Here is a 25,045-nt window from a genome sequence, read left to right on the forward strand (position 1 = left end):
CCAGCGGTTAGGCTGCGCCCATGAACGGCAGCGCGGCGCCCGCATACCGCCGACTCAGCGTCGAGCAACGCCGTACGCAGTTGCTCGCGGCAGCGGTGGACCTCTTCGGGCACCACCGTCCCGAGGATGTCTCGGTCGACGACGTCGCGGCCGCCGCCGGGGTGTCCCGGCCGCTGGTCTACCGGTACTTCCCTGGTGGCAAACAGCAGTTGTACGAGGCCGCGATGCACAATGCCGCCGATGAGCTGCGCAAATGCTTCATCGAACCCTCGCAGGGTGCGCCGACGCAGCGACTGGCGCACGCCCTGGACCGTTATCTCGCGTTCGTCGACGAGCACGACGCCGCCTACTCGGCGCTGCTGCGCGGCGGCAGCGTGGCCGAGACCAGCCGGACGGGCGCGATCGTCGACGGGGTGCGGCGGAGCGCGGCCGAGCAGGTGCTGCTGCACCTGGGCGCGCCGGATCCCGGCCCACGGCTGGCGATGATGGTCCGCTCCTGGATCGCCTCGGTGGAGGCCGTGTCGCTGACCTGGCTCGACGAGGGAAAGCAGCCGCCGCTGCCGGAGCTGCGCGGCTGGCTGGTCGACCACCTCACCGGTCTGTTGCTGATCACCGCGACCACCGATCCGGAGACGGCCGAGGTCGCCGCGGCGGCGCTGGCCCAGGAGACCCCCGACAGCCCGGCCGGCGAACTGGCCCGGCGGCTTGCCCCGATCGTGGAAGCCGTCACGCATCTGCTCCCCGACAGCGGCGACCGTGGGATGCTGGGCCCGTGAGAAGCGAGAACACGGAGTTCGTCGGCGGCCCGCTGGACGGGCGCCTGATGGGCGTCCTGGTCGGGGCGACCGGACAGCCGCCGAAGGTGTACACCGTGCCCGTACCGGATGCCCACGGGGGCAAACCCGTGGTGCACGTCTACCACCGCGAACCGAGCCCCGGCCCGCGTGCGGCGCGGCAGACCCGCTGGGTCTTCGTGTACGACCCCGAGGGGACCGTGCCGGACACCCGGCTGAAGTGGCCGTGGTCGAAGAGCGTACGGAACAAGGGGACGCGTCCGCCCCGGGATTGATGACATAACGGCGGATGACGGCCGCGCGGCGGCGCGGTGACCGCCGGGCGTCGCACGGGTGTTGGTTCAGACCATTGACAGGATTGGTCCAGACCTGTTTGCTGCGCCTTGTCATGCGCACTGCGTCATGCGCACTCCTTGAAGCAGAAGGAGCATCCCCCCGTGCTCACATCCCCCTTCCGCGGCCGGTCGAGATCCGTCATCGCCGGCACAGCCACCCTCGCCTGCGCCGTCACCCTCGGCGGCCTGGTCGCGCTCGCCCCCTCCGCCTCCGCCGGCGAGTTCCTGACCAACGGCGGATTCGAGACCGGATCCCTGTCCGGCTGGACCTGTGACGCGAGCGCCAAGGCCGTCACCGGCCAGGCCAGGAGCGGGAGTTACGCGCTCGCCGGCACGCCCGGCGCGAGCGACACCGCCCAGTGCAAGCAGACCGTCACCGTCGCGCCGAACACCGCCTACACCTTCTCCGCCCAGGTCAAGGGCTCGTACGTGTACATCGGCGTGGACGGCGGCACCAGCACCTGGACGCCGGGCACCGGCGGCGCGTACCAGCAGCTGAGCGTCAACTTCACGACCGGCGCGAGCCAGACCAGCGCCACGGTCTATCTGCACGGCTGGTACGGCCAGCCGGTCTACTACGCCGACGACGCCTCGCTCAGCGGGCCGGGCGGCCCGACCACCCCGCCCACGACACCGCCGACAACCCCGCCGACGACGCCGCCGACCACTCCTCCCACCACGCCGCCCACCACCCCGCCGCCCTCCGGCGGACTGCCCACCCACGCGCTGGTCGGCTACCTCCACGCGAGCTTCGCCAACGGCGCGGGCTACACGCGCATGGCCGACGTTCCCAGCACCTGGAACGTCATCGACCTGGCCTTCGGCGAGCCGACCTCCGTCACCTCGGGAGACATCCGCTTCAACCGCTGCCCGGCGACCGAGTGCGCCGGCGTCGAGTCCGACGCCGACTTCAAGGCGGCCATCCAGGCCAAGCAGGCCCAGGGCAAGAAGGTCGTCATCTCCATCGGCGGCCAGAACGGCCAGGTGCAGCTGACCACCACCGCGGCGCGCGACACCTTCGTCTCCTCGGTGAGCGCGATCATCGACAAGTGGGGGCTCAACGGCCTCGACATCGACTTCGAGGGCCACTCGCTCTCCCTCAACACCGGCGACACCGACTTCAAGAACCCGACGACACCGGTCGTGGTGAACCTGATCTCCGCGCTGAAGACCCTCAAGGCCAAGTACGGCAGCGGCTTCGTTCTGACGATGGCCCCGGAGACGTTCTTCGTCCAGCTCGGCTACCAGTACTACGGCTCGGGCCCGTGGGGCGGCCAGGACCCGCGCGCGGGCGCCTATCTGCCCGTCATCTACGCGATGCGCGGTGATCTGACCCTGCTGCACGTCCAGGACTACAACTCGGGTTCGATCATGGGCCTGGACAACCAGTACCACTCCATGGGCGGCGCGGACTTCCACATCGCCATGACGGACATGCTGCTCACCGGCTTCCCCGTCGCGGGCAACACCGCCAACATGTTCCCGCCGCTGGCGCCCTCGCAGATCGCCATCGGCCTGCCCGCGAGCACCAACGCCGGCAACGGCTACACCGCCCCCGCCGAGGTGAACAAGGCGCTGGACTGCCTCACCAAGAAGACGTACTGCGGCAGCTACACCACCCACGGCACCTGGCCCGCCCTGCGCGGCCTGATGACCTGGTCGGTGAACTGGGACAAGTACAGCAACTGGGAGTTCTCCAACAATTTCCGGTCGTACTTCGGAAGCTGAGACCAACCAGCAGCAACCACGCACCGCCCCCGGCCGAACTGGATTCCGGCCGGGGGCGGTCGTAGTCTCCCTCGACAGGCCCAGGCCAGAGGGGACACGCACGCATGTCGGACCAGCCCGCCGGGATGTCACGCCGGGCTCTGCTGACGGTGTCCTTCGGCGGCGCCGCGATGGCGAGCGCGGCCGGCATCGCCTGGCTGCGCAGCGCCCCCGGCAAGCCGCACACGGACGTCGGCGCCGACGGCACCACCCCCTCCGGCGACCGGTCCTCGCACCCCCGCCCCAAGGGGTCCCGGCCGCCCGGCAGCGCGCCGCCCCCGCTGTGGACGTACGACGGTCCCGAGCTGGTGGACGTCGCGCCGGTGGCGGTCGGCGACACCCTGCTCGTCCTCAAGGGGTACGACGGTCTGATCGGCCTCGACGCCCGCACCGGCAAACCGCTGTGGACCGCCGGCGGCTTCGAACCCGACGGCTCGCCACTGCCCACCGGTGACGGCCTGCTGGCGGACGTGGCCTACACCGTCGGCGCCGCGGCCCCGCGCGCGGTCGATCCGGCCGCCAAGGGCCGGGTCCGCTGGACCCTGGAGCCCGCGGGCGGTCTGCGGTTCGCCCAGGACGCGCTGCTGGCCTCCGACAGCGGCGCGCTGTACCTGACGGCGTCCCAGGGCAGCCCGCTCGACGACGACTACGCCGCCCTGCTGCTCGCCTACGACCTCAAGGACCGCCGCGAGCTGTGGCGGGCGACCGCGGGGCACGCCCCCTCCGAGGCGCCGGCCGCGGTGCTGCCCGGCGAGCGGCTGCTGTACTGCGACGGCAGCGCCCTGACCTCCCTCGACCGGCGGACCGGTGACCGGCAGTGGAGGCGCGCCCTGCGCGGCACCGGCAACGGCCGGCCGGCGGTCGCCGGTCCGCGCGCCTACGTGGCGGGCGCCGGAGTCACCGCCGTCGCTCTGGACGACGGCGCGGTCGCCTGGCGGTACGGCCCGCGCGGCCGGACGTACAGCGACCCGGTGATCGCCGACGGCGTCCTGTACGCCACCGGGTCCGACACGGGCGTGCTCGCCCTCGACGCCCGCACCGGCGGCCCGCTGTGGGAGAGCGGTCCGGCGATCCCGCTGGGCACGCAGTGCGCGCCGGTGGTGCACGGCGGGGTGCTGCACGCGCCCATCGCGGGCGGCCGCCCGTGCGTCGCGGCGTTCGACCTCCGTACCCGTAGGGCGGTATGGAGCTGTCGGGTTCCGGGGACGGGGACCGGCGCCGCCACGGGCATACGCCTCGCCGCCCGGAGTAGCGTCCTGTTCGTCCAGAACGGGAACGCGGTGACGGCCCTGCCGATGGGCTGAGCAGGCGAGGGGGATTCACCGCGAGGGTGACCCTATTGGGCGGATTCGCCCATTCCCACTGTCGAAGATACGACAACTCGTGACAGGATCTTGGCGCAGCAGGTGATCACCGCTGTGCGACCGAAGGTGAGGGGATGTCAGTGGCCCGACGGAACCGTGGGTGGATCCATCGAGCGGTGATATGCGGCGCGCTCCTCGCGGCCGCCGCCCTCTCGCTCCCCGCCCAGCAGGCGGCCGCCGCGCCCCATGACCCCCCGTCACAGCCGCTGCCCCAGCTGCTGACACAGCTCCAGACGCTGTATCTGCAGACCGAGCAGGCCACCGAGGCGTTCAACAAGGCCAAGGAGGCCGCCACCAAGCAGCGCGCCACGGCCGTCCTGCTGGACAAGCAGCTGGCCGACCAGCGGGTCGCGGTCGCCGAGGCCCGCGACCAGATCGGGCTGCTCGCCCGCCGGCAGTACCAGGACGGCGGAGTCTCGCCGTACCTCAACCTGCTGGTCGGCGACGACCCGCAGGGGCTCTTCTCCCAGAAGCACCTGCTGCAGCGGGCCGCCGGCAGCGAGGCCGACGTCCTGGAGCAGCTGAAGAGCGGCGAGGCGCGGATCGCCGTGCTGAACGCCGGCGCCCAGAGCGCGCTCGACAAGGCGCAACTGCTGCAGACCCAGCAGGGGGTCGCCAAGACCCAGGTCGAGGAGCACCTCAAGCGCGTCGAGACGATCATCGCGGGTCTGACGGGCGTTCAGCTCGACGAGCTCCAGCAGCTCGAGGAGAAGGGCATCAACCAGGCCCAGAGCGACTTCCTGGACTCCAAGGCCCTCGGCACCGGCAGCCGGGCGCCCTCCGAGGCGGGCAATCGCGCGGTCGGCTATGCGTTCCTGCAGCTCAGCAAGCCGTACGTGTGGGGCTCCGAAGGACCGGCCTCGTACGACTGCTCGGGGCTCACGTCCCAGGCGTGGCTGCACGCCGGGCGGGCCATCCCGCGCACCAGCCAGGAGCAGTGGGCGCAGCTTCCGAAGGTGCCGCTGAGCCTGCTGCGCCCCGGCGACCTCGTCGTCTACTTCCCGGGCGCCACGCATGTCGCCATCTACATCGGCGGCGGGCTCGTCATCCAGGCGCCGCGTCCGGGCTCCGTCGTGAAGGTCTCCCCCATCGCCGCCAATCCGATCCTCGGGGCGGTCCGGCCCGACTCCGCGCAGGGCCCGATGAAGGGCTACGTCCCGCCGGTGATCCCCAACGCGGACGCCGCGAAGCCGGTCACCGGTGGCTCCGACGAGGGCAACAACGTCGGCTAGCGGCGAGTAGGTTCCGGGGCCGGGCGGGCTCGTGTCACGGGCCCGCCCGGCCCCGCCGCGTTACGCGCTCTGTTCGGCCTGTTCGGCCTGGACCTCGCCGAGGTAGGCCGCGGCCAGGTCCGGGTCGAAGAACCACTGCTCGTAGTCGGCCGGGTCGTCGAACCCGTTGGCGAAGCGGTCCGCGACGGGCTGCAGCCCGCCCGCGGCCCCGATCAGCTGGAGGATGTGCTCGGGCGGCGGCGCGAGCATCGCGTTCGTCCACTTGGTGACGGGCTCGGCGATCTGCCAGTACCGGTCGAAGGCGGACTGCATCCACGCGCCGTCGAAGGGCTGGTCGCCGCGCTCGGTGATGCTCTCCAGGTACGAGGCCGCGCACTTGGCGGCGTTGTTGGAGCCCTGCCCGGTGATCGGATCGTTCGCGACGACGACATCGGCGACACCCAGGACGAGGCCGCCCGACGGCAGTTCGGCGACGCCCTGCCGGACGGTGGGCGCGTAACGGCCGGCGAGGGTGCCGTTCGCGTCGGTGAGCTCCACCGCGCGGGCCCGGTCGTACTCCCACGGAGTGAACTGCCGCATCAGGTCCAGGGTGAGGCGCAGTTGCTCCCCGGGGTCCTTGACGCTCTGGAAGGCATCCAGCGGACCGCCGGGTATGCCCTCCCAGAAGAGGATGTCGGCGGGGCCCGAAGTCGTGAAGGTCGGGATGACGATCAGCTCGCCGATGCCCGGCACCAGGTTGACGTTGACCGCGAGCCGGCCCTCGCTCTCCGGGCGCGGTGCGAGGCCGTGCACGTACGACACGGCCAGCGAGCGCTGCGGGGCCTCGTAGGGCGAGCGGGACGCGTCGCGGCGGAACATGGAGACCAGTTCGCCCTTGCCCGCGGCGACCAGCACCAGGTCGTAGGCGCGCGAGAAGTAGTCGAGGTCGGAGACGGCGACGCCGTGGATGACCAGCTTGCCGCCGCGCTCGGCGAAGGTCTCCATCCAGCCGGCCATCTTCACCCGCTGGTCGACGGATTGCGCGTAGCCGTCCAGCCGGCCGACCCAGTCGATGGGGCGTGACGCGTCCGGGGCCGCGACCGAGACACCGAGACCCTCGATGCGCGGGGTCTGGTCCTCCCAGAAGTTGATGCCCAGATCCCGCTCGTGCTGCAGCGCGGTGTCGAACATGCACTGGGTGGACAGCACCCGGCCGTCGCGTATCTCGTCGGCCGTGCGGTTGGACATGAGGGTGACTTCATAGCCACGGCCCTGCAGACCCAGGGCCAATTGGAGCCCGGCCTGCCCGGCTCCGACGATGAGTATCTTGCGCATGATGAAGGTCCGGCTTTCGTCAAAAAGTTCGTGAACGTATCGCTCAGAGAGGCTGTTCGGCCAGGGCGTGCGCCACCAGCGCCATGAGTGCCTCGACGACCGAATACCGCTTCCGGGCATCGCAGATCAACACCGGTATGTGCGGAGGTACGGCGAGCGCCTCGCGGACGTCCTGCTCGGTGTACTCCGGCGTGCCCTCGAACTGGTTGACCGCCACGGTGTACGGCAGTCCGCAGCTCTCGAAGTAGTCGAGCGCGGGGAAGCACTCGGCCAGCCGCCGGGTGTCCGCCAGCACGATCGCACCGATCGCACCGCGCACCAGGTCGTCCCACATGAACCAGAACCGCTGCTGGCCGGGGGTGCCGAAGACGTACAGGACGAGGTCGTCGTCCAGGGTGATCCGGCCGAAGTCCATCGCGACGGTGGTCGTCGTCTTGTCCGGGGTCGAGCCGAGGTCGTCCACCGACTCGCTGGCCCGCGTCATCACCGCCTCGGTGGTGAGCGGGGTGATCTCGGAGATCGAGCCGACGAACGTCGTCTTGCCCACGCCGAATCCGCCTGCGACCACGATCTTGGTGGAGACCGGCGCGCGTCCGCGCTCCGTCTGCCACGCCTGCGTGCCGCCGGTCTCCTCAAAGCCTGCGAAGTCCACCGAGCACCCTTTCCAGCAGCGCGCGATCCGGGCTACCGGGGCCGTGCCCCGTGCCGTAGACGCGGATCCTTCCCTGGTCAGCCAGGTCGCTGAGCAGTACGCGGACGACGCCGAGCGGCATCCGCAGCAGTGCCGAGATCTCGGCCACCGAACGCATTCTGCGGCACAACTCCACGATGGCGCGCATCTCCGGCATGACCCGCTCGGCCCAGCGGCCGGCGGTCAGCACGAAATTCGGTTCCTGGCCGTCGATGCTCGCCACGAACGTCTCGACGAACAGCACATGGCCGAAGCGGGTGCGACCGCCCGTCAGCGCGTACGGGCGGACCCGGGCGGTGCGGCGGTCGGCGCCGCGCTGCGGCAGGGACATGGCGGACATCAGCGACCGCCCCCGCTCTCGGCGCCGGCGGCTTCCTGGGTCCGGCGCAACTCGTTGCGGAGCGCCGGGGTCAGGACGTGTCCGGCCCGGCCGACGAACAGGGCCATGTGGTAGCCGACGACGCTCATGTCGCAGTCGGCGGAGGCGTGGACGCCGAGCAGCGACCCGTCGCTGATCGACATCACGAACAGGCTGCCCTCGTCCATGGCGACAGCGGTCTGCCGGACCCGGCCGCCGTCCATCAGGCGCGCCGCGCCGTCGGTGAGCGAGGCGAGGCCGGAGACGACGGTGGCCAGGTCCGCATGGGCGTCCGCGGGGCCGGCCGGCGGCTGCTGCCCGCCGGCTTCCGCGGCTGCCTCCGGGTCCGGGTTGGAGGTGATCAGCAGCAGTCCGTCGGAGGAGACCACGGCGACCGAGTGGACACCCGGCACCTCCTCGACGAAGTTGCTCAGCAACCACCGCAGATTCTGGGCTTCATGGCTCAGGTCCTTCGTGTCCGTACTCGCCGCGTTCAACGGCTCGCCTCCTCGATGGTTCCAGCTGCGCCTGCGCCCCCCGTTGGGCCTGTCTTCTCCGGGTCTGCCGCCCGGGTCTCCTGTTCCGCGTCCCGTCGTCCGTCCCGAAGTCCTTGTTGCAATCCGCCGAACTTACGCCGTAGCGCCTCCGCGTCCACCGGCCCGGTCCGCTCCGGCCGCCGCGCGGCCGGCTCTCCGGCCAGCCCGGTGCTGCGCGGCACGCGCTGCGGCAGGCCCTTGCCGGTGATGGCGCCCTCGGACCCGGCAGGTTCCGCGGGGATGTCGTCCGGCGCCTGCCGCGGCCGTACGACGCTGTCTGCGGCCCGGTCGTCCGCCGGCTCCTCCCCCGGTCCCGAATGCTCCGCGGAAGCTTCCCCGGCGGTCCCTGCGGCCCCGGCCGGAACCGCTTCCGGGCCGGCGGGTACCCGCACCGGCATCGGCTCGCCGGCGATCGCGGCCTCGACCGGGTTGGCCGGGGCGTCGTCGGGCCGGTTGGCGGGCAGCAGCCGGCGCGGCAGGATGACGACGGCCGCGATGCCGCCCTGCTTCTGCTCGCGCAACTGGACGCGGATCCCGTGGCGGGCGGCGAGCCGGGCCACGACGTACAGGCCCATACCGGTCGCGTTGCCGGGCGCGGCCGGCTCGGGGTCGGTGAGCAGCGCGTTCAGCTCGGCGAGCCGCTCCGGCGGAGCGCCGATGCCCTGGTCCTCGACGGAGATCATGACCTCGCCGTTCTCCAGCATCCAGCCGGAGAGCTGCACTTCGGCCTGCGGCGGTGAGAACGCGGTTGCGTTGTCGAGCAGTTCGGCCACCAGATGGCTGGTGTCGTCGGCCGCGTGCCCGGCGAGCTGACCGGCGGGCAGCGCCTGGATCCGTACCCGCTCGTAGCGCTCGATCTCGGAGATCGCGGCGCGGGCCACATCGACCAGCGGCACGGGCTTGGAGCCGCCGCCATGGCTGTGCTCGGTGCCCGCGAGGACCAGCAGATTCTCGCTGTTGCGGCGCATCCGGGTCGCGAGATGGTCCAGCCGGAAGAGCGTCTCCAGCCGGTCCGGGTCCTGCTCGCGCTCCTCCAGGCCCTCGATCAGGGCGAGCTGGCGCTCCACCAGGCCCAGGGTGCGCAGCGAGAGGTTGACGTACGTGGTGTGCGCGCCGGTCCGGTCGGTGCCGGGCCCGGCGCTCACGGCGCTCGCCGCGCTCATGGCGTCCCGCTCGCGCAGCAGGCTGTCGCGTTCCGCGGCGAGCGCGTCGCGGATGCCGCGCAGCCGGGTCTGCTCCGCGCCGAGTTCCAGGCCGCGGGCCTGTACGGCGCGCAGCTCCGTGACGAGCACGTTGATGCGGCGGGCGACCGTCGCGAACTCGTCGTTGCCGACGACGCGCGCCTCCTCGGACTTGCCGGTGGCGAAGCGGTGCAGCGCGGCGAGCGGCCGGGTGAGGGAGCGGGCGGTGGAGACGAGGACGCCGACGGCGATCAGCAGGCACAGCGCGGTCAGGGCGACGCGCAGTTCGAGGGCGGTCACCGCGTCGTCGCGCCGTTCGCTCGCCGCGTCGGCGCCCGCGGTGGCGAGCGAGGACTCGACGCTGCGCATCAGGTCGATCCTGGCGGTGAGCGCGGCCTTCACCTCGGCCGTGCCGAGCGCCCGGTCGGAGCCGGTCAGCTGCGGCTGGTCGGTGAGGAGGCGCAGGTCGTTCTCGGCCTCGGTGACGTCCGCGCCGGTGACGGTCTGGCTGTACTGGTCGCGCAGGTCCTGGGGGGCGGTGGCGCGGAAGTCGGCGAGCGCTGCCCGCTCCTGCACCGCGACGGTCTGCGCGTCGGTGGCGAGCTGCCGCTGGGAGCCGGTACCGGTGAGCGCGCTCACCAGGAGCCCGCGCTCGATGGCGGCCAGCGCGGCGGCGCGGCTGAGCGGTGAGGCCGTCGGCCCCGTCACGCGCCCCAGGGCGTCCAGCAGCGGGGTGTACGCGGCGACGACGGCCTGCGGCGGACCCGTTCCGGTCAGCGCGTCCTGCCGGATCTGCGGGAGGGTCGCCAGCACTTCGCGCAGTTCCGCGGCGGTGTCCTCGTCGGCCGAGAGGCTCTGGGTCTGCCGGTCCACCCGGTTGCGCTGCGATTCGGAGAGGCCGGGGGCGCCGGTGCCGGGGGCGGCGGAGCGGCCGCCCGCGACGAAGGCGGCCATGTCGTCACGTTCATCGGCCAGGGAGTGCGCCAGCGAGATCGCCCGGATGGCCAACTCGGCGCTCGTCACCTCGTCCTGCGCGTCGGACACGTCGCCCACGGCGACCGCCAGACCGGGCGCGGCCGCGGCCGGCACGATGACAGCACAGATCAACAGGGCGGCCAGCAGCCGTCCGCGCACCCGTCCCTTGCCCGCCGCCGGGGGGACCCCGTCGCGCGGTTCACGTCGTCTTCGCACCGGAGCTCGCAATCCCGTCTCGCCTGGTCAATGGGCCCGACCTTCTCAGCCCTTTGTAGACGGGGCCGCGCGTCCCCCTCCCCGACACCCGAACGAGTGAATCGCACCCATGAGTTGACGGACAAGTCCGGCGCGGAACGTCTCAATCCGTGATCGACGGGCGGGTTTGGCGCCGCGCCCGCGCCCTGGCAGGATGCCCGCCCGCATCCCATCCCCCCATGTCAGACGCCTTGGGATCAGGACGGAGCCGGCTCCGGAGCCCGCAAGGTACGGACCAAGAGGTTCGAACGGCGGTCCGGCAGAATTGAGCCATGCGCATCGAGAGCAGCACCGAGCCCGGCACCCCCGACCTCCCCAACGAGGACTTCATCTCGCTGGCCCTGCCCGCTTCCGGGCAAGGTGGCGTGCTGGTTCTGCTGGATGGCGTGACGCCGAGGCCCGGCAACGGCGACTGCATCCACTCGGTGCCCTGGTTCGTGGCGCGGCTCGGCGGCAGCCTGCTCGAACTGTCCGTTTCGCGCCCGGAGATGACACTCTCCGACTGTTTGGCGACCGCAATTGCCCGTACGGCGGACGCACATCGCGACACCTGTGATCTTTATCACCAGCTCACACCGCAGGCCACAGTGGTCACAGTCCGGTGGAACCGGGACAGCGTGGAGCATCTGGTGCTCTCCGATTCGGTGCTGCTCCTCGAAGCCCCCGACGGCAAGATCACGCCGGTGCTGGACGACCGCATCGACCGGCTGGTGGCCGAGGGCCGGGCCGTCCCGGCCCTGCGCAATGCCGAGGGCGGCTTCTTCACCGCCGCCGCCGATCCCTCCGTGGTCTCCCGCGCGGTCACCGGCACCACGCCGCGCGCCGACGTCCGCGCGTTCGCGGCACTGACCGACGGGGCGACCCGGCTCGTCGAGGTCTTCCACTCGGACGACTGGGCCGGCACCTTCGCACTGTTGCGCGAGGAGGGACCGCAGACGCTGATTCGGCGGGTGCGTGCCGCGGAGGCCGCCGACCCCGAGGGCCGTGCCGTCCCGCGCGGAAAGCCGTTCGACGACGCGACGGCCGCCCTCGTGGAGTTCTGACGCGCCCGGTCCTGATCGACCCCGCCGAGAGCGATCGGCCCGGGTCCTACTCCTCCGAGCCCTGCAGTTCGTTCAGCCGCTGCAGCAGCCGGGCGAGTTCGCTGACCTCGCCGCGGTCCCAGGCCGCCAGCCGCCGGACGTAACGGGAGCGCCGGGCGGCGCGCACCCGGGAGAAGCGTTCGCGGCCCTCGGACGTCATCCGCATCAGGAAGGCGCGGCCGTCGGCGGGATCCGGCTCGCGGGTGACCAGTCCCAGCTCCTCCAGCGCGCGCAGCTGCCGGCTCATGGTGGCCTTGCCGACGCCGAAGTACGCGGCGAGATCGGTGGCGCGCTCGGGCTCGCACTCCTGGAGCCGGACGAGGAGTCCGTAGGCGGCGGGTTCCAGTTCCGGGTGCAGCTCGCGGGCCATCTCGCCGGAAGACGCGCGGGCCCGCCGGTAGAACACCGTCAGCTCGCGTTCCAGGGCTTCCATCTGCTCGTCCACAGCGCTCCCGCTTTCAGGGGGCTGAAAGTTTCTTTCAGCGATCGTCGTTCCCGCAGCTGCTCAAGTATTTCGTAGGTGTAGACCAACGGCGGTTCCCGGGGACTCTTCCACGCGCGTAGTTTTCGCCCCTACCTTCATCCTGTCATGGCCATCCCAAGGTCATGGTGCGCGTCAGGCCCCGTCCCCCATGGAGGAACGTATGTCCTTCGGAGCCCAATCCGCCGTGCACAGATCAGGATTCTTCCGCAGCAGAATCGCCCTCGCGGCCGGGCTGCTCGTCACTCTCCTCGCCCTCTTACTCACCCTGCCGAACACCGCCGCCGCGGTCGGCAGCGGCCCGATGACCCACCCCGAACTCGACTGGATGGGCTCGACCATCCGCGCCCACGAGGGCGGCAGCACCACCGGACACGTGGCCACCCCACTGGTCACCCAGACTCCGGGCATGGACGTCAGCGGCTACCAGGGCAACGTCAACTGGTCGGCGGCCTGGTCCAACGGTGGACGGTTCGCCTACATCAAGGCCACCGAGGGCACCTCGTACACCAATCCCTACTTCGCCCAGCAGTACAACGGCTCGTACAACGTCGGGATGATCCGCGGCTCGTACCACTTCGCGCTGCCCGACAACTCCGGCGGCGCCGCCCAGGCCGACTACTTCGTCAACCACGGCGGCGGCTGGTCCGGTGACGGCAAGACGCTGCCGGGCGCGCTCGACATCGAGTACAACCCGTACGGCGCCACCTGTTACGGCCTGAGCGCGGGCAGCATGGTCAACTGGATCGCCGCGTTCAGCAACGAGTACCGCGCCCGTACCGGCCGCTACCCGACGATCTACTCCTCCACCAACTGGTGGACCCAGTGCACCGGCAACAGCAGCGCCTTCGCGGCCAACAACCCCCTGTGGATCGCCCGCTACTCCACCAGCGTCGGCACCCTGCCGGCCGGCTGGGGCTTCCACACCATCTGGCAGTACGCCGACTCCGGCGTCTTCCCCGGTGACCAGGACCGCTTCAACGGGGCCTACGACCGGCTGCAGGCCTTCGCCAACGGATAGCCGTCGGGTCGCGGGACCGCACACGGGAACAGGGCGCCGCCCCTCCGCACGGGACGGAGGGGAGCGCCCTGTTCACCGCTGTACCCGCAGCGGCGTCTACGGTCAGGCGGCGACCGGGATCCGGTCGTCCGCCACCGACTGCTCCAGCGCCAGCTTCAGCACCTGCCGGACGTCGGTGACCGGGTGGACCTCGAGCTTCTCCAGGATCTCGGCAGGCACGTCGTCCAGGTCGGGCTCGTTGCGCTTCGGGATGATCACCGTGGTGATCCCGGCCCGGTGCGCCGCCAGCAGCTTCTGCTTGACACCGCCGATCGGCAGCACCCGCCCGGTCAGCGACACCTCACCGGTCATGGCCACGTCGGTGCGGACCCGCTGCCCCGACAGGAGCGAGGCGAGCGCCGTCGTCATCGTGACGCCCGCGCTCGGGCCGTCCTTGGGGATGCCGCCGGCGGGCACGTGGATGTGCACACCGCGCTCCTTCAGGTCGCCGACCGGCAGCTCCAGTTCCGCGCCGTGCGAGCGCAGGAAGGAGAGCGCGATCTGAGCCGACTCCTTCATCACGTCGCCGAGCTGGCCGGTGAGGGTCAGCCCCGAGCCGCCCGTCTCCGGGTCGGCCAGCGACGCCTCGATGAACAGGACGTCACCTCCCGCACCGGTCACGGCCAGGCCGGTCGCCACGCCGGGGACGGCGGTACGCCGCTCGTCCGGCTCCTGCGCGGACTCCGGGGTGTGGTGCGGCCGCCCGATCAGCGCCCGCAGATCCCCGTCGGTGACGGTGAACGGCAGCTTCTGCTCGCCCAGTTCGTGCCGGGCCGCGATCTTCCGCAGGATGCGGGCGATCGACCGCTCCAGGGTGCGCACGCCCGCCTCTCGGGTGTACTCCCCGGCGAGCTTGCGCAGCGCCGAGTCGTCGAGCGACACCTCGTCGGTGACGAGACCGGCCCGCTCCAACTGGCGCGGGACCAGGTGGTCACGCGCGATGGTGACCTTCTCGTCCTCGGTGTAGCCGTCCAGCCTGACCAGTTCCATCCGGTCGAGCAGCGGCTCGGGGATCGAGTCCAGGACGTTGGCGGTGGCCAGGAAGACCACGTCGCTCAGGTCCAGTTCGACCTCCAGGTAGTGGTCCCGGAAGGTGTGGTTCTGCGCCGGGTCCAGGACCTCCAGCAGGGCGGCCGCCGGGTCGCCCCGGTAGTCGGAGCCGACCTTGTCGATCTCGTCGAGCAGCACCACCGGGTTCATCGACCCGGCTTCCTTGATGGCCCGGACGATCCGGCCGGGCAGCGCGCCGACGTAGGTGCGCCGGTGGCCGCGGATCTCCGCCTCGTCCCGGACGCCGCCGAGCGAGACCCGGACGAACTTCCGTCCCATCGCCTTCGCGACGGACTCACCGAGCGAGGTCTTTCCGACACCGGGAGGCCCGACGAGCGCCAGCACCGCGCCGCCGCGCCGTCCGCCGACCACGCCCAGACCGCGGTCCGAGCGGCGCTTGCGCACCGCCAGGTACTCGGTGATGCGCTCCTTGACGTCGTCGAGGCCCGCGTGGTCCGCGTCGAGCACCGAGCGCGCGCCCGGGATGTCGTACACGTCGTCCGTGGTGGTGTTCCACGGCAGTTCGAGCACCGTGTCCAGCCAGGTGCGGATCCAACTGCCCTCGGGCGAGGCGTCGGAGGAGCGCTCCAGCTTCTCGACCTCCTTGAGCGCGGCCTCGCGGACCTTCTCCGGCAGATCGGCGGCCTCGACGCGGGCCCGGTAGTCACCGGCCTCGTCCTCCGGCTCGCCGTTCAGCTCGGAGAGCTCCTTGCGGACCGCGTCCAGCTGCTGGCGGAGCAGGAACTCGCGCTGCGCCTTCTCCATCCCCTCCTGCACGTCCTTGCGGATGGTGTCCGCGACGTCCTGCTCCGCGAGGTGGTCGCGCAGCGTGGCGACGGCGATGCGCAGCCGCTCCACCGGGTCGCTGGTCTCCAGCAGCTGCACTCGCTGCTCGGTCGTCAGGAACGACGAGTAGCCGGAGTTGTCCGCGAGCTGCGAGACGTCCTCGATCTGCTGCACCCGGTCCACGACCTGCCAGGCGCCGCGCTTGCGCAGCCAGCTGGTGGCCAGCGCCTTGTACTCCTTGACCAGCTCCGCGACCGCGCCGGGCGCCTCGGTGACCGCCGGCTCCTCGACCTTGGTCGCCTCCACCCACAGCGCGGCGCCGGGACCGGTCGTACCGGCTCCGATCCGCACCCTCGACACTCCGCGGATGACCGCTCCCGGGTCCCCGTCGGGCAGCCGGCCGACCTGTTCGATCCAGCCGAGCGTGCCGACGGCGGCGTAATTGCCGTCGATCCGTGGAACAAGCAGCACCTGCGGCTTGCTCTTACTTCCTGAGACGTGCGCGGATTGCGCGGCCTCCACGGCCGCGCGTACCTCGGTGTCCGTCAGGTCCAGTGGCACCACCATGCCGGGCAGCACCACAGCGTCATCCAGTGGCAGCACGGGCAGGGTGAGCGGTCCGGACGATGCGGATATTGCAGCCATGATCTCTCCCTAAGCAAGCAAGTTGAGCTATGTGGACTCAATGCACTTGATGCCCCTGGTGTTCCCCAACGGGTGTTCGCTCTGAGCGATCACGTTCGTGACGCCCGCAAAGGGCGCCAGGTGCCCGTTTTGGGCCACGTAGCCGAGCGCCTCGACCGCCCCGTACGCTGCATGCCAACCGGGACGACCTTGTGGGGCGGCAATGGACAGCACACAGACGACACCAGGCGCACAGCGCCGGGTGCTGGTGGTGGAGGACGATCCGACGATCGCCGACGCCATCGCGGCCAGGCTGCGCGCCGAGGGGTTCCAGGTCCGCACAGCGGGCGACGGTCCCACCGCGGTGGAGACCGCGATCGCCTGGCAGCCCGACCTGCTGGTGCTCGACGTCATGCTGCCCGGCTACGACGGCCTGGAGGTCTGCCGCCGGGTCCAGGCTCAGCGGCCGGTGCCGGTGCTGATGCTGACCGCGCGTGACGACGAGACGGACATGCTCGTCGGCCTCGGGGTCGGCGCGGACGACTACATGACCAAGCCGTTCTCCATGCGGGAGCTGGCAGCCCGGGTGCATGTGCTGCTGCGCCGCGTCGAGCGCGCGACGATAGCCGCGCACAGCCCGCGCGGCGGCAGCCTGCAACTGGGCGACCTGGAGATCGACAACTCCCAGAGACGGGTCAGGGTCCGCGGCACGGATGTGCACCTCACCCCGACCGAGTTCGATCTGCTGGTGTGCCTGGCCCAGCAGCCGCGCGCCGTCCTCTCCCGCGAGCAGCTGCTCGCGGAGGTCTGGGACTGGGCCGACGCGTCCGGCACCCGCACCGTCGACAGCCACGTCAAGGCGCTGCGCCGCAAGATCGGCGCCGAGCGGATCCGTACGGTGCACGGCGTCGGCTACGCGTTGGAGACCCCGGCCCCATGAGGCTGTGGGCGCGCCTGTGGGCGGCGCTGAGGCCCTACGACCCGCTCCGGTCGATCAAGGCGGCCCTGCAGCTGCTGGTCGTCGTGTCGGTGCTGATCACGACGCTGCTGGTGATCGTCGCGATCCACTCGGCCACCGAGCTGCGGGTGATCACGATCTTCTCGATCATCGCCTGCCTGCTGATCACCCAGTTCGTGGCGCACGGCCTGACGGCGCCGCTGCGCGAGATGACCGCGGTCGCGCGGGCCATGGCGCAGGGCGACTACAGCCGCCGGGTGACGAAGGTACGGCGCGACGAGGTCGGCGAGCTGGCGGAGACGTTCAACCGCATGGCGGCCGATCTGGAGGCCGTCGACCAGCACCGCAAGGAGCTGGTGGCGAATGTCTCACATGAGCTCCGGACGCCCATCGCGGCGCTGCGGGCGGTCCTGGAGAACGTCGTCGACGGGGTCTCCGAGGCCGACCCGGAGACGATGCGCACCGCTCTGCAGCAGACCGAGCGGCTGGGCAAGCTGGTCAGCCAGCTGCTGGACCTGTCCCGGCTGGACAGCGGCGCGGTGCACCTGGACGCCAAGCGCTTCGAGGTCTGGCCCTATCTGTCGGCCGTGCTGAAGACCGCCAGCCTGGGCATGGAGGGCGCCGCCCGCGCCGGCTCGCGCAGCCGCCCGCGCGCCGATGTCCATCTGCACCTGGACGTCTCACCGCCGGAACTGACCGCGTACGCCGACGCCGAGCGGCTGCACCAGGTGGTGGCCAACCTCGTCGACAACGCCGTCAAGCACAGCCCGCCCGGCGGCCGGGTCACCGTCCGCGCCCGGCGCGGGGCCGTGCCCGGGAGCCTGGACCTGGATGTGCGGGACGAGGGTCCCGGCATCCCCGAGTCCGAGCGCAACCGGGTCTTCGACCGCTTCAACCGGGGCACCCACCCGGGCGGCGACGGCGGTACGGGGCTGGGGCTGGCCATCGCGCGCTGGGCGGTCGATCTGCACGGCGGGGACATCGAGGTGGCCGAATCCCCCCGTGGCTGCCGTATCCGCGTCACGCTTCCGGGTTCGGTTCCCGCGCAACGTTGACATAGGCTGGCAATACGGGTGCGGCGGACAGCGGGCCGTATTCGTACGGGGGACTGCCGTCACAACCCCTTAAGAGGGACCAATTTCCCGCCATGCACAGCGCCGAAACCCCTCTTCCGGTGTGACTTACGCGACGACTGACCCCCGGGCCTGCGCCGAACGGTCCGGTAGGCGTAGCCTTTATTCCCGCTGTCCACCATCTTGTGAAGCGGAAGAGGGCGGTTGCCGCCGTGTCGCCACAGTCCCCCAATAGCTCGAGTACCTCGATCGAGACCAACGGTCAGGGCAAGAGCCCTGCCGCGGGCTTCGGCCCCAACGAGTGGCTCGTCGATGAGATCTACCAGCAGTACCTCCAGGACCCGAACTCGGTAGACCGAGCCTGGTGGGACTTCTTCGCCGATTACAAGCCGGGAACGGACACGGGATCCTCCGTGGCCGCGCCGGCTCCGGCCGCGCCGGCCGCGGCTGCTGTCCCTGCCCCACAGGCCGCGCCGGCCCCCGCGAAGGCCGCCGCTCCGGCGCCGGCCGCCGCGGCAGCCACGCCCGCGGCCACCACCCCGGCCCCCGCCAAGCCGGCTGCTGCTTCCGCGAAGCCCGCGGCAGCAGCAGCCAAGGCCGCGGACCCGGCCCCGGCTCCCGAGGGACCGGAGTACGTCACGCTGCGCGGCCCGTCGGCCGCCGTCGCGAAGAACATGAACGCCAGCCTCGAACTGCCGACGGCGACCAGCGTTCGCGCGATCCCCGTGAAGCTGCTGTTCGACAACCGCATCGTCATCAACAACCACCTCAAGCGCGCCCGGGGCGGGAAGGTCTCCTTCACGCACCTCATCGGGTACGCGATGGTGCAGGCCCTCAAGGCCATGCCGTCGATGAACCACTCCTTCACGGAGAAGGACGGCAAGCCGACGCTGGTCAAGCCGGCCCACGTCAACCTGGGCCTGGCCATCGACCTGGTGAAGCCCAACGGTGACCGCCAGCTGGTCGTCGCGGCCATCAAGAAGGCCGAGACGCTCAACTTCTTCGAGTTCTGGCAGGCGTACGAGGACATCGTCCGCCGCGCCCGCGCGAACAAGCTGACGATGGACGACTTCACCGGCGTCACCGCGTCGCTGACCAACCCCGGCGGCATCGGCACCGTGCACTCCGTGCCGCGTCTGATGCCCGGACAGGGTCTGATCCTCGGCGTCGGCGCGATGGACTACCCGGCGGAGTTCCAGGGCACGTCGCAGGACACCCTGAACAAGCTCGGTATCTCCAAGGTCATGACGCTGACCAGCACCTACGACCACCGGGTCATCCAGGGTGCGGCGTCCGGCGAGTTCCTGCGCCAGATGAGCCTGCTGCTGCTGGGCGAGAACGGCTTCTTCGACGACATCTTCGAGTCGCTGCGGATCCCGTACGAGCCGGTCCGCTGGCGGACCGACATCGACACCGCGCACGACGACGACGTCACCAAGGCCGCGCGGGTCTTCGAGCTGATCCACTCCTACCGGGTCCGCGGCCACGTCATGGCCGACACCGACCCGCTGGAGTACCGCCAGCGCAAGCACCCGGACCTGGACGTCCTGGAGCACGGCCTCACCCTGTGGGACCTGGAGCGCGAGTTCGCGGTCGGCGGTTTCGCCGGCAAGTCGCTGATGAAGCTCCGCGACATCCTCGGTGTGCTGCGCGACTCGTACTGCCGCACCGTCGGCGTCGAGTTCATGCACATCCAGGACCCGAAGCAGCGCCGGTGGATCCAGGACCGCGTCGAGCGGTCGCACACCAAGCCGGAGCGCGACGAGCAGCTGCGGATCCTGCGCCGGCTGAACGCGGCCGAAGCGTTCGAGACGTTCCTGCAGACCAAGTACGTCGGCCAGAAGCGGTTCTCGCTGGAGGGCGGCGAGTCCGTCATCCCGCTGCTCGACGCCGTCATCGACGCGGCCGCCGAGTCGCGTCTCGACGAGGTCGTCATCGGCATGGCCCACCGCGGCCGGCTCAACGTGCTGGCGAACATCGTCGGCAAGTCGTACGCGCAGATCTTCCGCGAGTTCGAGGGCAACCTCGACCCGAAGTCGATGCACGGCTCGGGCGACGTGAAGTACCACCTGGGCGCGCAGGGCACCTTCACCGGTCTGGACGGCGAGCAGATCACCGTCTCGCTGGCGGCGAACCCCTCGCACCTGGAGGCGGTCGACCCGATCGTCGAGGGCATCGCGCGTGCCAAGCAGGACATCATCAACAAGGCGGGCACCGACTTCACCGTCATGCCGGTCGCGCTGCACGGCGACGCGGCCTTCGCCGGCCAGGGCGTGGTCGCGGAGACGCTGAACATGTCGCAGCTGCGCGGCTACCGCACCGGCGGCACCGTGCACATCGTGATCAACAACCAGGTCGGCTTCACCGCCGCCCCGGCCGCGTCGCGCTCGTCGATGTACTGCACCGACGTCGCCCGCATGATCGAGGCGCCGATCTTCCACGTGAACGGTGACGACCCGGAGGCCGTGGTCCGCGTCGCGCGGCTCGCCTTCGAGTTCCGCCAGACGTTCAACAAGGACGTCGTGATCGACCTCGTCTGCTACCGCCGCCGCGGTCACAACGAGGCCGACAACCCGTCGTTCACCCAGCCCCTGATGTACGACCTGATCGACAAGAAGCGCTCGGTGCGCAAGCTCTACACCGAGTCCCTCATCGGCCGGGGCGACATCACCCTGGAAGAGGCCGAGCAGGCCCTGCAGGACTACCAGGGTCAGCTGGAGAAGGTCTTCACCGAGGTCCGCGAGGCCGCCGCCACCCCTGCCGCCACCGAAATGCCGGTGCCGACGCAGGAGTTCCCGGTCAAGCTGGACACGGCGATCAGCCAGGAGACCATCAAGCGGATCGCCGCGGCCCAGGTCAACATCCCGGACCGCATCACCGTCCACCCGCGCCTGCTGCCGCAGCTGCAGCGCCGCGCGGCCAGCGTCGAGGACGGCACGATCGACTGGGCGATGGGCGAGACCCTCGCCGTCGGCTCGCTGCTCATGGAGGGCACCCCGGTCCGGCTCGCCGGCCAGGACTCCCGCCGTGGCACGTTCGGCCAGCGGCACGCCGTGCTGGTCGACCGGGAGACCGGCGAGGACTACACCCCGCTGCTCTACCTCTCCGAGGACCAGGCCCGTTACAACGTCTACGACTCGCTGCTCAGCGAGTACGCGGCGATGGGCTTCGAGTACGGCTACTCGCTGGCCCGGCCCGAGGCGCTGGTGATGTGGGAGGCCCAGTTCGGTGACTTCGTCAACGGCGCGCAGACCGTCGTCGACGAGTTCATCTCCTCCGCCGAGCAGAAGTGGGGCCAGACGTCCGGCGTCACCCTGCTGCTGCCGCACGGCTACGAGGGACAGGGCCCGGACCACTCCTCGGCCCGCATCGAGCGGTTCCTGGCGATGTGCGCGCAGAACAACATGACGGTCGCCAGCCCCACCACACCGGCGAACTACTTCCACCTGCTGCGCTGGCAGGTCCACAACCCGCACCACAAGCCGCTCATCGTCTTCACCCCGAAGTCGATGCTGCGACTGAAGGCCGCGAACTCCCGGTCCGAGGACTTCACCTCGGGCGGGTTCCAGCCGGTCATCGGTGACACGACGGTCAGCCCGTCCGCCGTCCGCAAGGTGGTCTTCTGCTCCGGCAAGGTCTACTACGACCTGATCGCGGCACGTGAGGCCAAGGGCGCGAACGAGGTCGCCATCGTCCGGATCGAGCGGCTGTACCCGCTCCCCGGCAAGGAGATCCAGTCCGAGCTGGCGCGGTACACCGGTGCCCAGAAGTACGTGTGGGCGCAGGACGAGCCGGCCAACCAGGGTGCCTGGCCGTTCATCGCCCTGAACCTGATCGACCACCTGGACCTGGTGCTGGGCGCCGCTCCCGACAACGCCGACCGACTGCGCCGGGTCTCCCGCCCGTCGTCCTCGTCGCCGGCCGTCGGCTCCGCCAAGCGCCACCAGGCCGAGCAGGAGTCCCTGGTCAACGAGGTCTTCGAGATCTGACCACGGGTCGCATGACGGCATGACCGTACGACGAAGGGCCGGGCCCGCCACCTGATGTCAGGTGGCGGGCCCGGCCCTTTGTGCTCTCCCGAACGACGCCGGCCCTAGTTGACCTGGGGCTCGAAGTCCCAGAAGGGGCGGGTGCGGGAGCGGGCCGAGACGGTGTGGACGTGCTGGGCGCCCAGCGTCGAGGCGAGCGTCGCGAGCGCCTCCTCCTCGACCTTCCCCGCCTCCTGGACCTTGCGCAGCCCCCGCAGGTCCGCGGCGAGCGCGATACGGGCGGAGAGCGTCAGCGGGTGTTGGGCGCCGAGGGTGGCCGCGGCCCGGGCCGCGGTGTCGCGGCTGAGTTCCGCGGCCGCCTCCGGGTCACCGGAGAAGTTCCGGGTGGCGGTGGCGTTCAGGGCGCAGCCCAGCGTCCAGGGGTGGTCGGGGCCGACGGCCTCGATCATGCCGGCGAGCGCCTCCTCGACCAGCTCCTGCGACTGCTCGCGTTCGCCGGCCGCGCGCAGCACCAGTCCGTTGTTGCCGACGGTGCCCAGCACGTACGGGTGGTTGGAGCCGAGGGTGGCGCGGTAGCGCCGGGTGACGGCCTCGCCGACGGCACGCGCCCGGTCCAGGTCGCCGTGTTCACGCGCCACGCAGCAGTAGCTGGCGGCGACCATCAGCGACAGCGGGTCGCTCTCGCCGAGCACCCGCTCCACCCGCTCCAGCAGCCGGGCCAGTACCGTCTGGGCGCGGCGGTCACCGACCCGGTACTGGCCCATGGCGAGGTTGTGCTCGGCGCGCAGCGTCTGCGGGTTGTCCGCGCCCATGACGTCACGGTGGGTGCGGACGCTGCGGTCCTGCACCGAGACGGCCTCCTCGTACCGGCCGAGCAGCCTGAGGTCGTAGGCGTAGTTGTTCTCCGACATCAGCGTCCAGTTGTGCCGCGGACGCAGGGCCTCGCGCCGGATGTCGAGGGTCTGCCGGTCGAGGTCCAGGGCCTCCTCGTAGCGGCCGAGGAGCCGCAGCGAGACCGCGAGGTTGCTGCGGGCGCTGAGGGTGCGTGAATCGCGTTCGCCCACGAGGTCGAGGTAGCCCTCCAGGACCAGCCGGGACACCTCGTACGCCTCGTCGTAGCGGGCCAGGCCGCGCAGCGAGGCGGCCAGTCCTGAGGCGGCGCGCAACAGGTCGAGGTCCTGCTGGCCGCGCTCCTCCCGAAGGTGGTCGACGGCGATCCGCGAGATCGCCTCGGCCTTCGCGTAGTCGCCCGTCGAGTGCAGCAGGTTGGCGTAGTGGTGGCCGACGTCCCAGATCCTGGGGTGGAGCTCGCCGAGCAGTGCCTTCCAGGCGACCAGGGCGCGTTCGGCCAGCTTCAGCCCGGACTTGTACTCGCCGGACAGGTACATGTAGCGCAGCGAGTTCAGCACCAGCTGCTGGACGTCCGGGTTGGTGCTCTCCAGCACCCCGGCCGCCTTGAGGTGCGGCGTCAGCTCGGCGTAGCGCGGCCACAGCCGGGTGTCGGTGGGGCGGCCGGGGTCGGCGGCGGCCAGCGCCCGGCGCACCACGCCCGCGTACTCGCGCCGGTCGGCCTCGGGCATGCCGTCGCGCACGGTCTGGTGGACCATCCGGTGCATGTGCAGGATCTCGGAGCCGCCGCCCGGCTCGTCACCGCCCACGTCGTGGGACTCGCGGCGGACCACCGAGTACTGGACGAGCTTGGCGGTGGCGTCGTTCCAGCGCAGCGGGTCGTTCATCAGCCCGACGAGCTGTTCCGGGAGGTCGCGCAGGGGCAACTCGCGCAGCAGCCGGACGGGGATCGGCCCGGGTGCGAAGAAGACGCACAGCCGCAGCAGTTCGATCGACGCCGGTTCGGTGTCACGCAGCTGGTTGAGCAGTATCGACCAGGCGGTCTGGAAGGTCATCGGGAAGTCGGCGGCGACCTTGAGACCGGCCTCGGCGTTGGATCCCGTGGTCAGCAGCCCGATGTACTCGTCGACGGACATCGTGGAGTCGCTGAGCCAGCCGGCGGTCTGGTCGAGCAGCAGCGGCAGGTCCTCCAGCGCCTCCGCGAGGCGGTCGGCGTCGGTCTCGTCGAGACGGCCGGCCCGGCGGCGGACGAAGGCGACGCTCTCCTCGCGGGAGTAGACCGGGATCTCCATCAGGGAGGTGTTGTGCTCGCCCCAGGCCCGGTTCTGCGAGGTGATCAGGACATGGCCGGGACCGCTGGGCAGCAGGTCCGCGATGTCCCCGACCTGGTCGGCGCCGTCCAGGACGAGCAGCCAGCGCGCGTACGGGTTACCGCGGCGCAGCGAGTCGAGGACGGCGCGCAGCCGCTCGCCGTACTCGGGCCCGGTGGTGAGGCCGAGGGCCGGGGCGAGTTCGGCCAACCGCTGGCGCAGGGTGCCTCGCTGGTCGGCGGGGACCCACCAGACGGCGTCGTACTCGGAGCCGAAGCGGTAGACGTACTCGGCGGCGATCTGGGTCTTGCCGACGCCTGACATGCCGAGCAGGGTGACGACGGCGGCGCCCTGTTCGGCCTGCTGCAGCCGGTGGTAGATGTCGCCGAGCAGGTTCTCCCGGCCGGTGAAGCGGATGTTGCGGCGCGGTACGCCGCCCCACACGCGTGGCTGGTCGTAGGGGAAGCGCGGGCCCGAGCGGCCGGGTGCGTCCTCCGGCGGCGCGGTGTCGGTGGTGCCGATCCGGGCCAGCAGGCGGCGTTCGGCCTCGTGCGCGCCGATGCCCCACAGCGAGGACGCGCTCAGGGCGGTGGTCGCGGTGGGCAGCGAGGCGTTGGTGACCGAGACCGCCGCGAAGCGGTCGGGGTTGGTCGCGACGACGGAGCGCAGCGCCTGGTTCCACTCGTCGTGGGTGCGCGGGCCGAGCTGGAAGTACCAGTCGCTGAGGATCACGAGGATGCGTCCCTCGGCGAGCAACAGGTCTTCCAGTGCCTGCTCGATGGTGGTGCCAGGAGGCGGGTCGAAGCGCGCGAAGGCGACCCGGTGCCCCTGGCGTTCGAGACGGTCGCCGATCCACGCGGCCCAGGCTCGGTTGAATCCCGCGAAGCTGATGGTGACGGGCTGCCTTTCGGCCGTTGCCGCCGACTTCCGCACTACGGCCATGCGACCGTCTCCCTCGTGATGCGAACAAACGTACGGCCT

18 protein-coding genes are annotated in these 25,045 nt (G+C 71.1%); 10 read left to right on the forward strand and 8 right to left on the reverse strand.

Going from position 1 to position 25,045, the window contains the following annotated elements; genetic code table 11:
- The first annotated feature begins 20 nt into the window (after positions 1-20).
- The 5 genes from AC07DC_RS39340 to AC07DC_RS39360 all read left to right on the forward strand — a co-directional run bounded on the left by AC07DC_RS39340 (position 21) and on the right by AC07DC_RS39360 (position 5,492).
- On the forward strand, positions 21-776 hold the full coding sequence (locus tag AC07DC_RS39340) for a TetR/AcrR family transcriptional regulator (RefSeq protein WP_478919625.1): 756 nt from the start codon (positions 21-23) through the stop codon (positions 774-776).
- Entirely contained in the window at positions 773-1,069 is a 297-nt protein-coding gene (locus AC07DC_RS39345) for a hypothetical protein (RefSeq protein WP_478919626.1), read from the forward strand. The genes AC07DC_RS39340 and AC07DC_RS39345 overlap by 4 nt, the downstream gene beginning before the upstream one ends.
- Before the next feature lie 162 nt (positions 1,070-1,231).
- Positions 1,232-2,857, forward strand: a complete 1,626-nt coding sequence (locus AC07DC_RS39350; protein ID WP_478919627.1) for a chitinase — start codon at positions 1,232-1,234, stop codon at positions 2,855-2,857.
- Between the two features lie 104 nt (positions 2,858-2,961).
- Entirely contained in the window at positions 2,962-4,200 is a 1,239-nt protein-coding gene (locus tag AC07DC_RS39355) for an outer membrane protein assembly factor BamB family protein (RefSeq protein ID WP_478919628.1), read from the forward strand.
- A 176-nt stretch (positions 4,201-4,376) separates the two neighbouring features.
- Entirely contained in the window at positions 4,377-5,492 is a 1,116-nt protein-coding gene (locus AC07DC_RS39360; RefSeq protein ID WP_478919630.1) for a C40 family peptidase, read from the forward strand.
- Positions 5,493-5,552: 60 nt separating this feature from the next.
- On the opposite strand, the gene AC07DC_RS39365 is transcribed toward AC07DC_RS39360, so the two are convergent.
- Genes AC07DC_RS39365 through AC07DC_RS39385 form a run of 5 tightly spaced genes read right to left on the reverse strand, consistent with a single transcriptional unit; the run spans position 5,553 to position 10,763 of the window.
- Positions 5,553-6,806, reverse strand: coding sequence for a styrene monooxygenase/indole monooxygenase family protein (locus tag AC07DC_RS39365; RefSeq protein ID WP_478919631.1), 1,254 nt, complete (start codon positions 6,804-6,806; stop codon positions 5,553-5,555).
- 43 nt (positions 6,807-6,849) lie between these two features.
- Positions 6,850-7,458 carry a GTP-binding protein gene (locus AC07DC_RS39370; protein WP_478919632.1) on the reverse strand — a complete coding sequence of 203 codons (609 nt, stop codon included), beginning with the start codon at positions 7,456-7,458 and terminating at the stop codon, positions 6,850-6,852.
- A complete protein-coding gene (locus tag AC07DC_RS39375) occupies positions 7,439-7,837 on the reverse strand; it encodes a DUF742 domain-containing protein (RefSeq protein WP_478919633.1) in 399 nt (132 codons plus the stop codon). Before AC07DC_RS39375 ends, AC07DC_RS39370 begins: the two co-directional genes overlap by 20 nt.
- A complete protein-coding gene (locus AC07DC_RS39380; RefSeq protein WP_478919635.1) occupies positions 7,837-8,352 on the reverse strand; it encodes a roadblock/LC7 domain-containing protein in 516 nt (171 codons plus the stop codon). The genes AC07DC_RS39375 and AC07DC_RS39380 overlap by 1 nt, the downstream gene beginning before the upstream one ends.
- Positions 8,349-10,763 carry a sensor histidine kinase gene (locus tag AC07DC_RS39385; RefSeq protein WP_478919636.1) on the reverse strand — a complete coding sequence of 805 codons (2,415 nt, stop codon included), beginning with the start codon at positions 10,761-10,763 and terminating at the stop codon, positions 8,349-8,351. Before AC07DC_RS39385 ends, AC07DC_RS39380 begins: the two co-directional genes overlap by 4 nt.
- Before the next feature lie 311 nt (positions 10,764-11,074).
- Here AC07DC_RS39385 and AC07DC_RS39390 point away from each other — a divergent pair, with 311 nt between their 5' ends.
- Complete coding sequence (locus AC07DC_RS39390) at positions 11,075-11,845, forward strand: hypothetical protein (RefSeq protein ID WP_478919637.1); 771 nt, start codon at positions 11,075-11,077, stop codon at positions 11,843-11,845.
- A 46-nt stretch (positions 11,846-11,891) separates the two neighbouring features.
- Here AC07DC_RS39390 and AC07DC_RS39395 read toward each other — a convergent pair whose 3' ends face one another.
- Complete coding sequence (locus AC07DC_RS39395) at positions 11,892-12,317, reverse strand: MarR family winged helix-turn-helix transcriptional regulator (protein ID WP_478919668.1); 426 nt, start codon at positions 12,315-12,317, stop codon at positions 11,892-11,894.
- Between the two features lie 211 nt (positions 12,318-12,528).
- On the opposite strand from AC07DC_RS39395, the gene AC07DC_RS39400 reads away from it, so the two are divergent.
- Positions 12,529-13,386, forward strand: coding sequence for a lysozyme (locus tag AC07DC_RS39400; RefSeq protein WP_478919639.1), 858 nt, complete (start codon positions 12,529-12,531; stop codon positions 13,384-13,386).
- 102 nt (positions 13,387-13,488) lie between these two features.
- On the opposite strand, the gene lon is transcribed toward AC07DC_RS39400, so the two are convergent.
- Positions 13,489-15,906 carry an endopeptidase La gene (lon, locus tag AC07DC_RS39405; protein ID WP_478919640.1) on the reverse strand — a complete coding sequence of 806 codons (2,418 nt, stop codon included), beginning with the start codon at positions 15,904-15,906 and terminating at the stop codon, positions 13,489-13,491.
- A gap of 202 nt (positions 15,907-16,108) precedes the next feature.
- On the opposite strand from lon, the gene AC07DC_RS39410 reads away from it, so the two are divergent.
- The 3 genes from AC07DC_RS39410 to AC07DC_RS39420 all read left to right on the forward strand — a co-directional run bounded on the left by AC07DC_RS39410 (position 16,109) and on the right by AC07DC_RS39420 (position 21,905).
- The gene (locus AC07DC_RS39410; RefSeq protein WP_138350883.1) at positions 16,109-16,825 is read left to right on the forward strand and encodes a response regulator transcription factor; all 717 of its coding nucleotides are present in this window, start codon (positions 16,109-16,111) and stop codon (positions 16,823-16,825) included.
- Positions 16,822-17,898 (forward strand): HAMP domain-containing sensor histidine kinase, encoded by a 1,077-nt coding sequence (locus tag AC07DC_RS39415; RefSeq protein ID WP_478919642.1) that lies wholly within the window; start codon positions 16,822-16,824, stop codon positions 17,896-17,898. The genes AC07DC_RS39410 and AC07DC_RS39415 overlap by 4 nt, the downstream gene beginning before the upstream one ends.
- Before the next feature lie 230 nt (positions 17,899-18,128).
- The gene (locus AC07DC_RS39420) at positions 18,129-21,905 is read left to right on the forward strand and encodes a multifunctional oxoglutarate decarboxylase/oxoglutarate dehydrogenase thiamine pyrophosphate-binding subunit/dihydrolipoyllysine-residue succinyltransferase subunit (protein WP_478919644.1); all 3,777 of its coding nucleotides are present in this window, start codon (positions 18,129-18,131) and stop codon (positions 21,903-21,905) included.
- Between the two features lie 104 nt (positions 21,906-22,009).
- Here the strand turns inward: AC07DC_RS39420 and fxsT are convergent, their stop codons facing one another.
- Positions 22,010-25,006, reverse strand: a complete 2,997-nt coding sequence (fxsT, locus tag AC07DC_RS39425; protein WP_478919646.1) for an FxSxx-COOH system tetratricopeptide repeat protein — start codon at positions 25,004-25,006, stop codon at positions 22,010-22,012.
- Positions 25,007-25,045 lie beyond the last annotated feature (39 nt).

It is taken from the genome of Streptomyces sp. NPDC045021 (assembly GCF_056432645.1).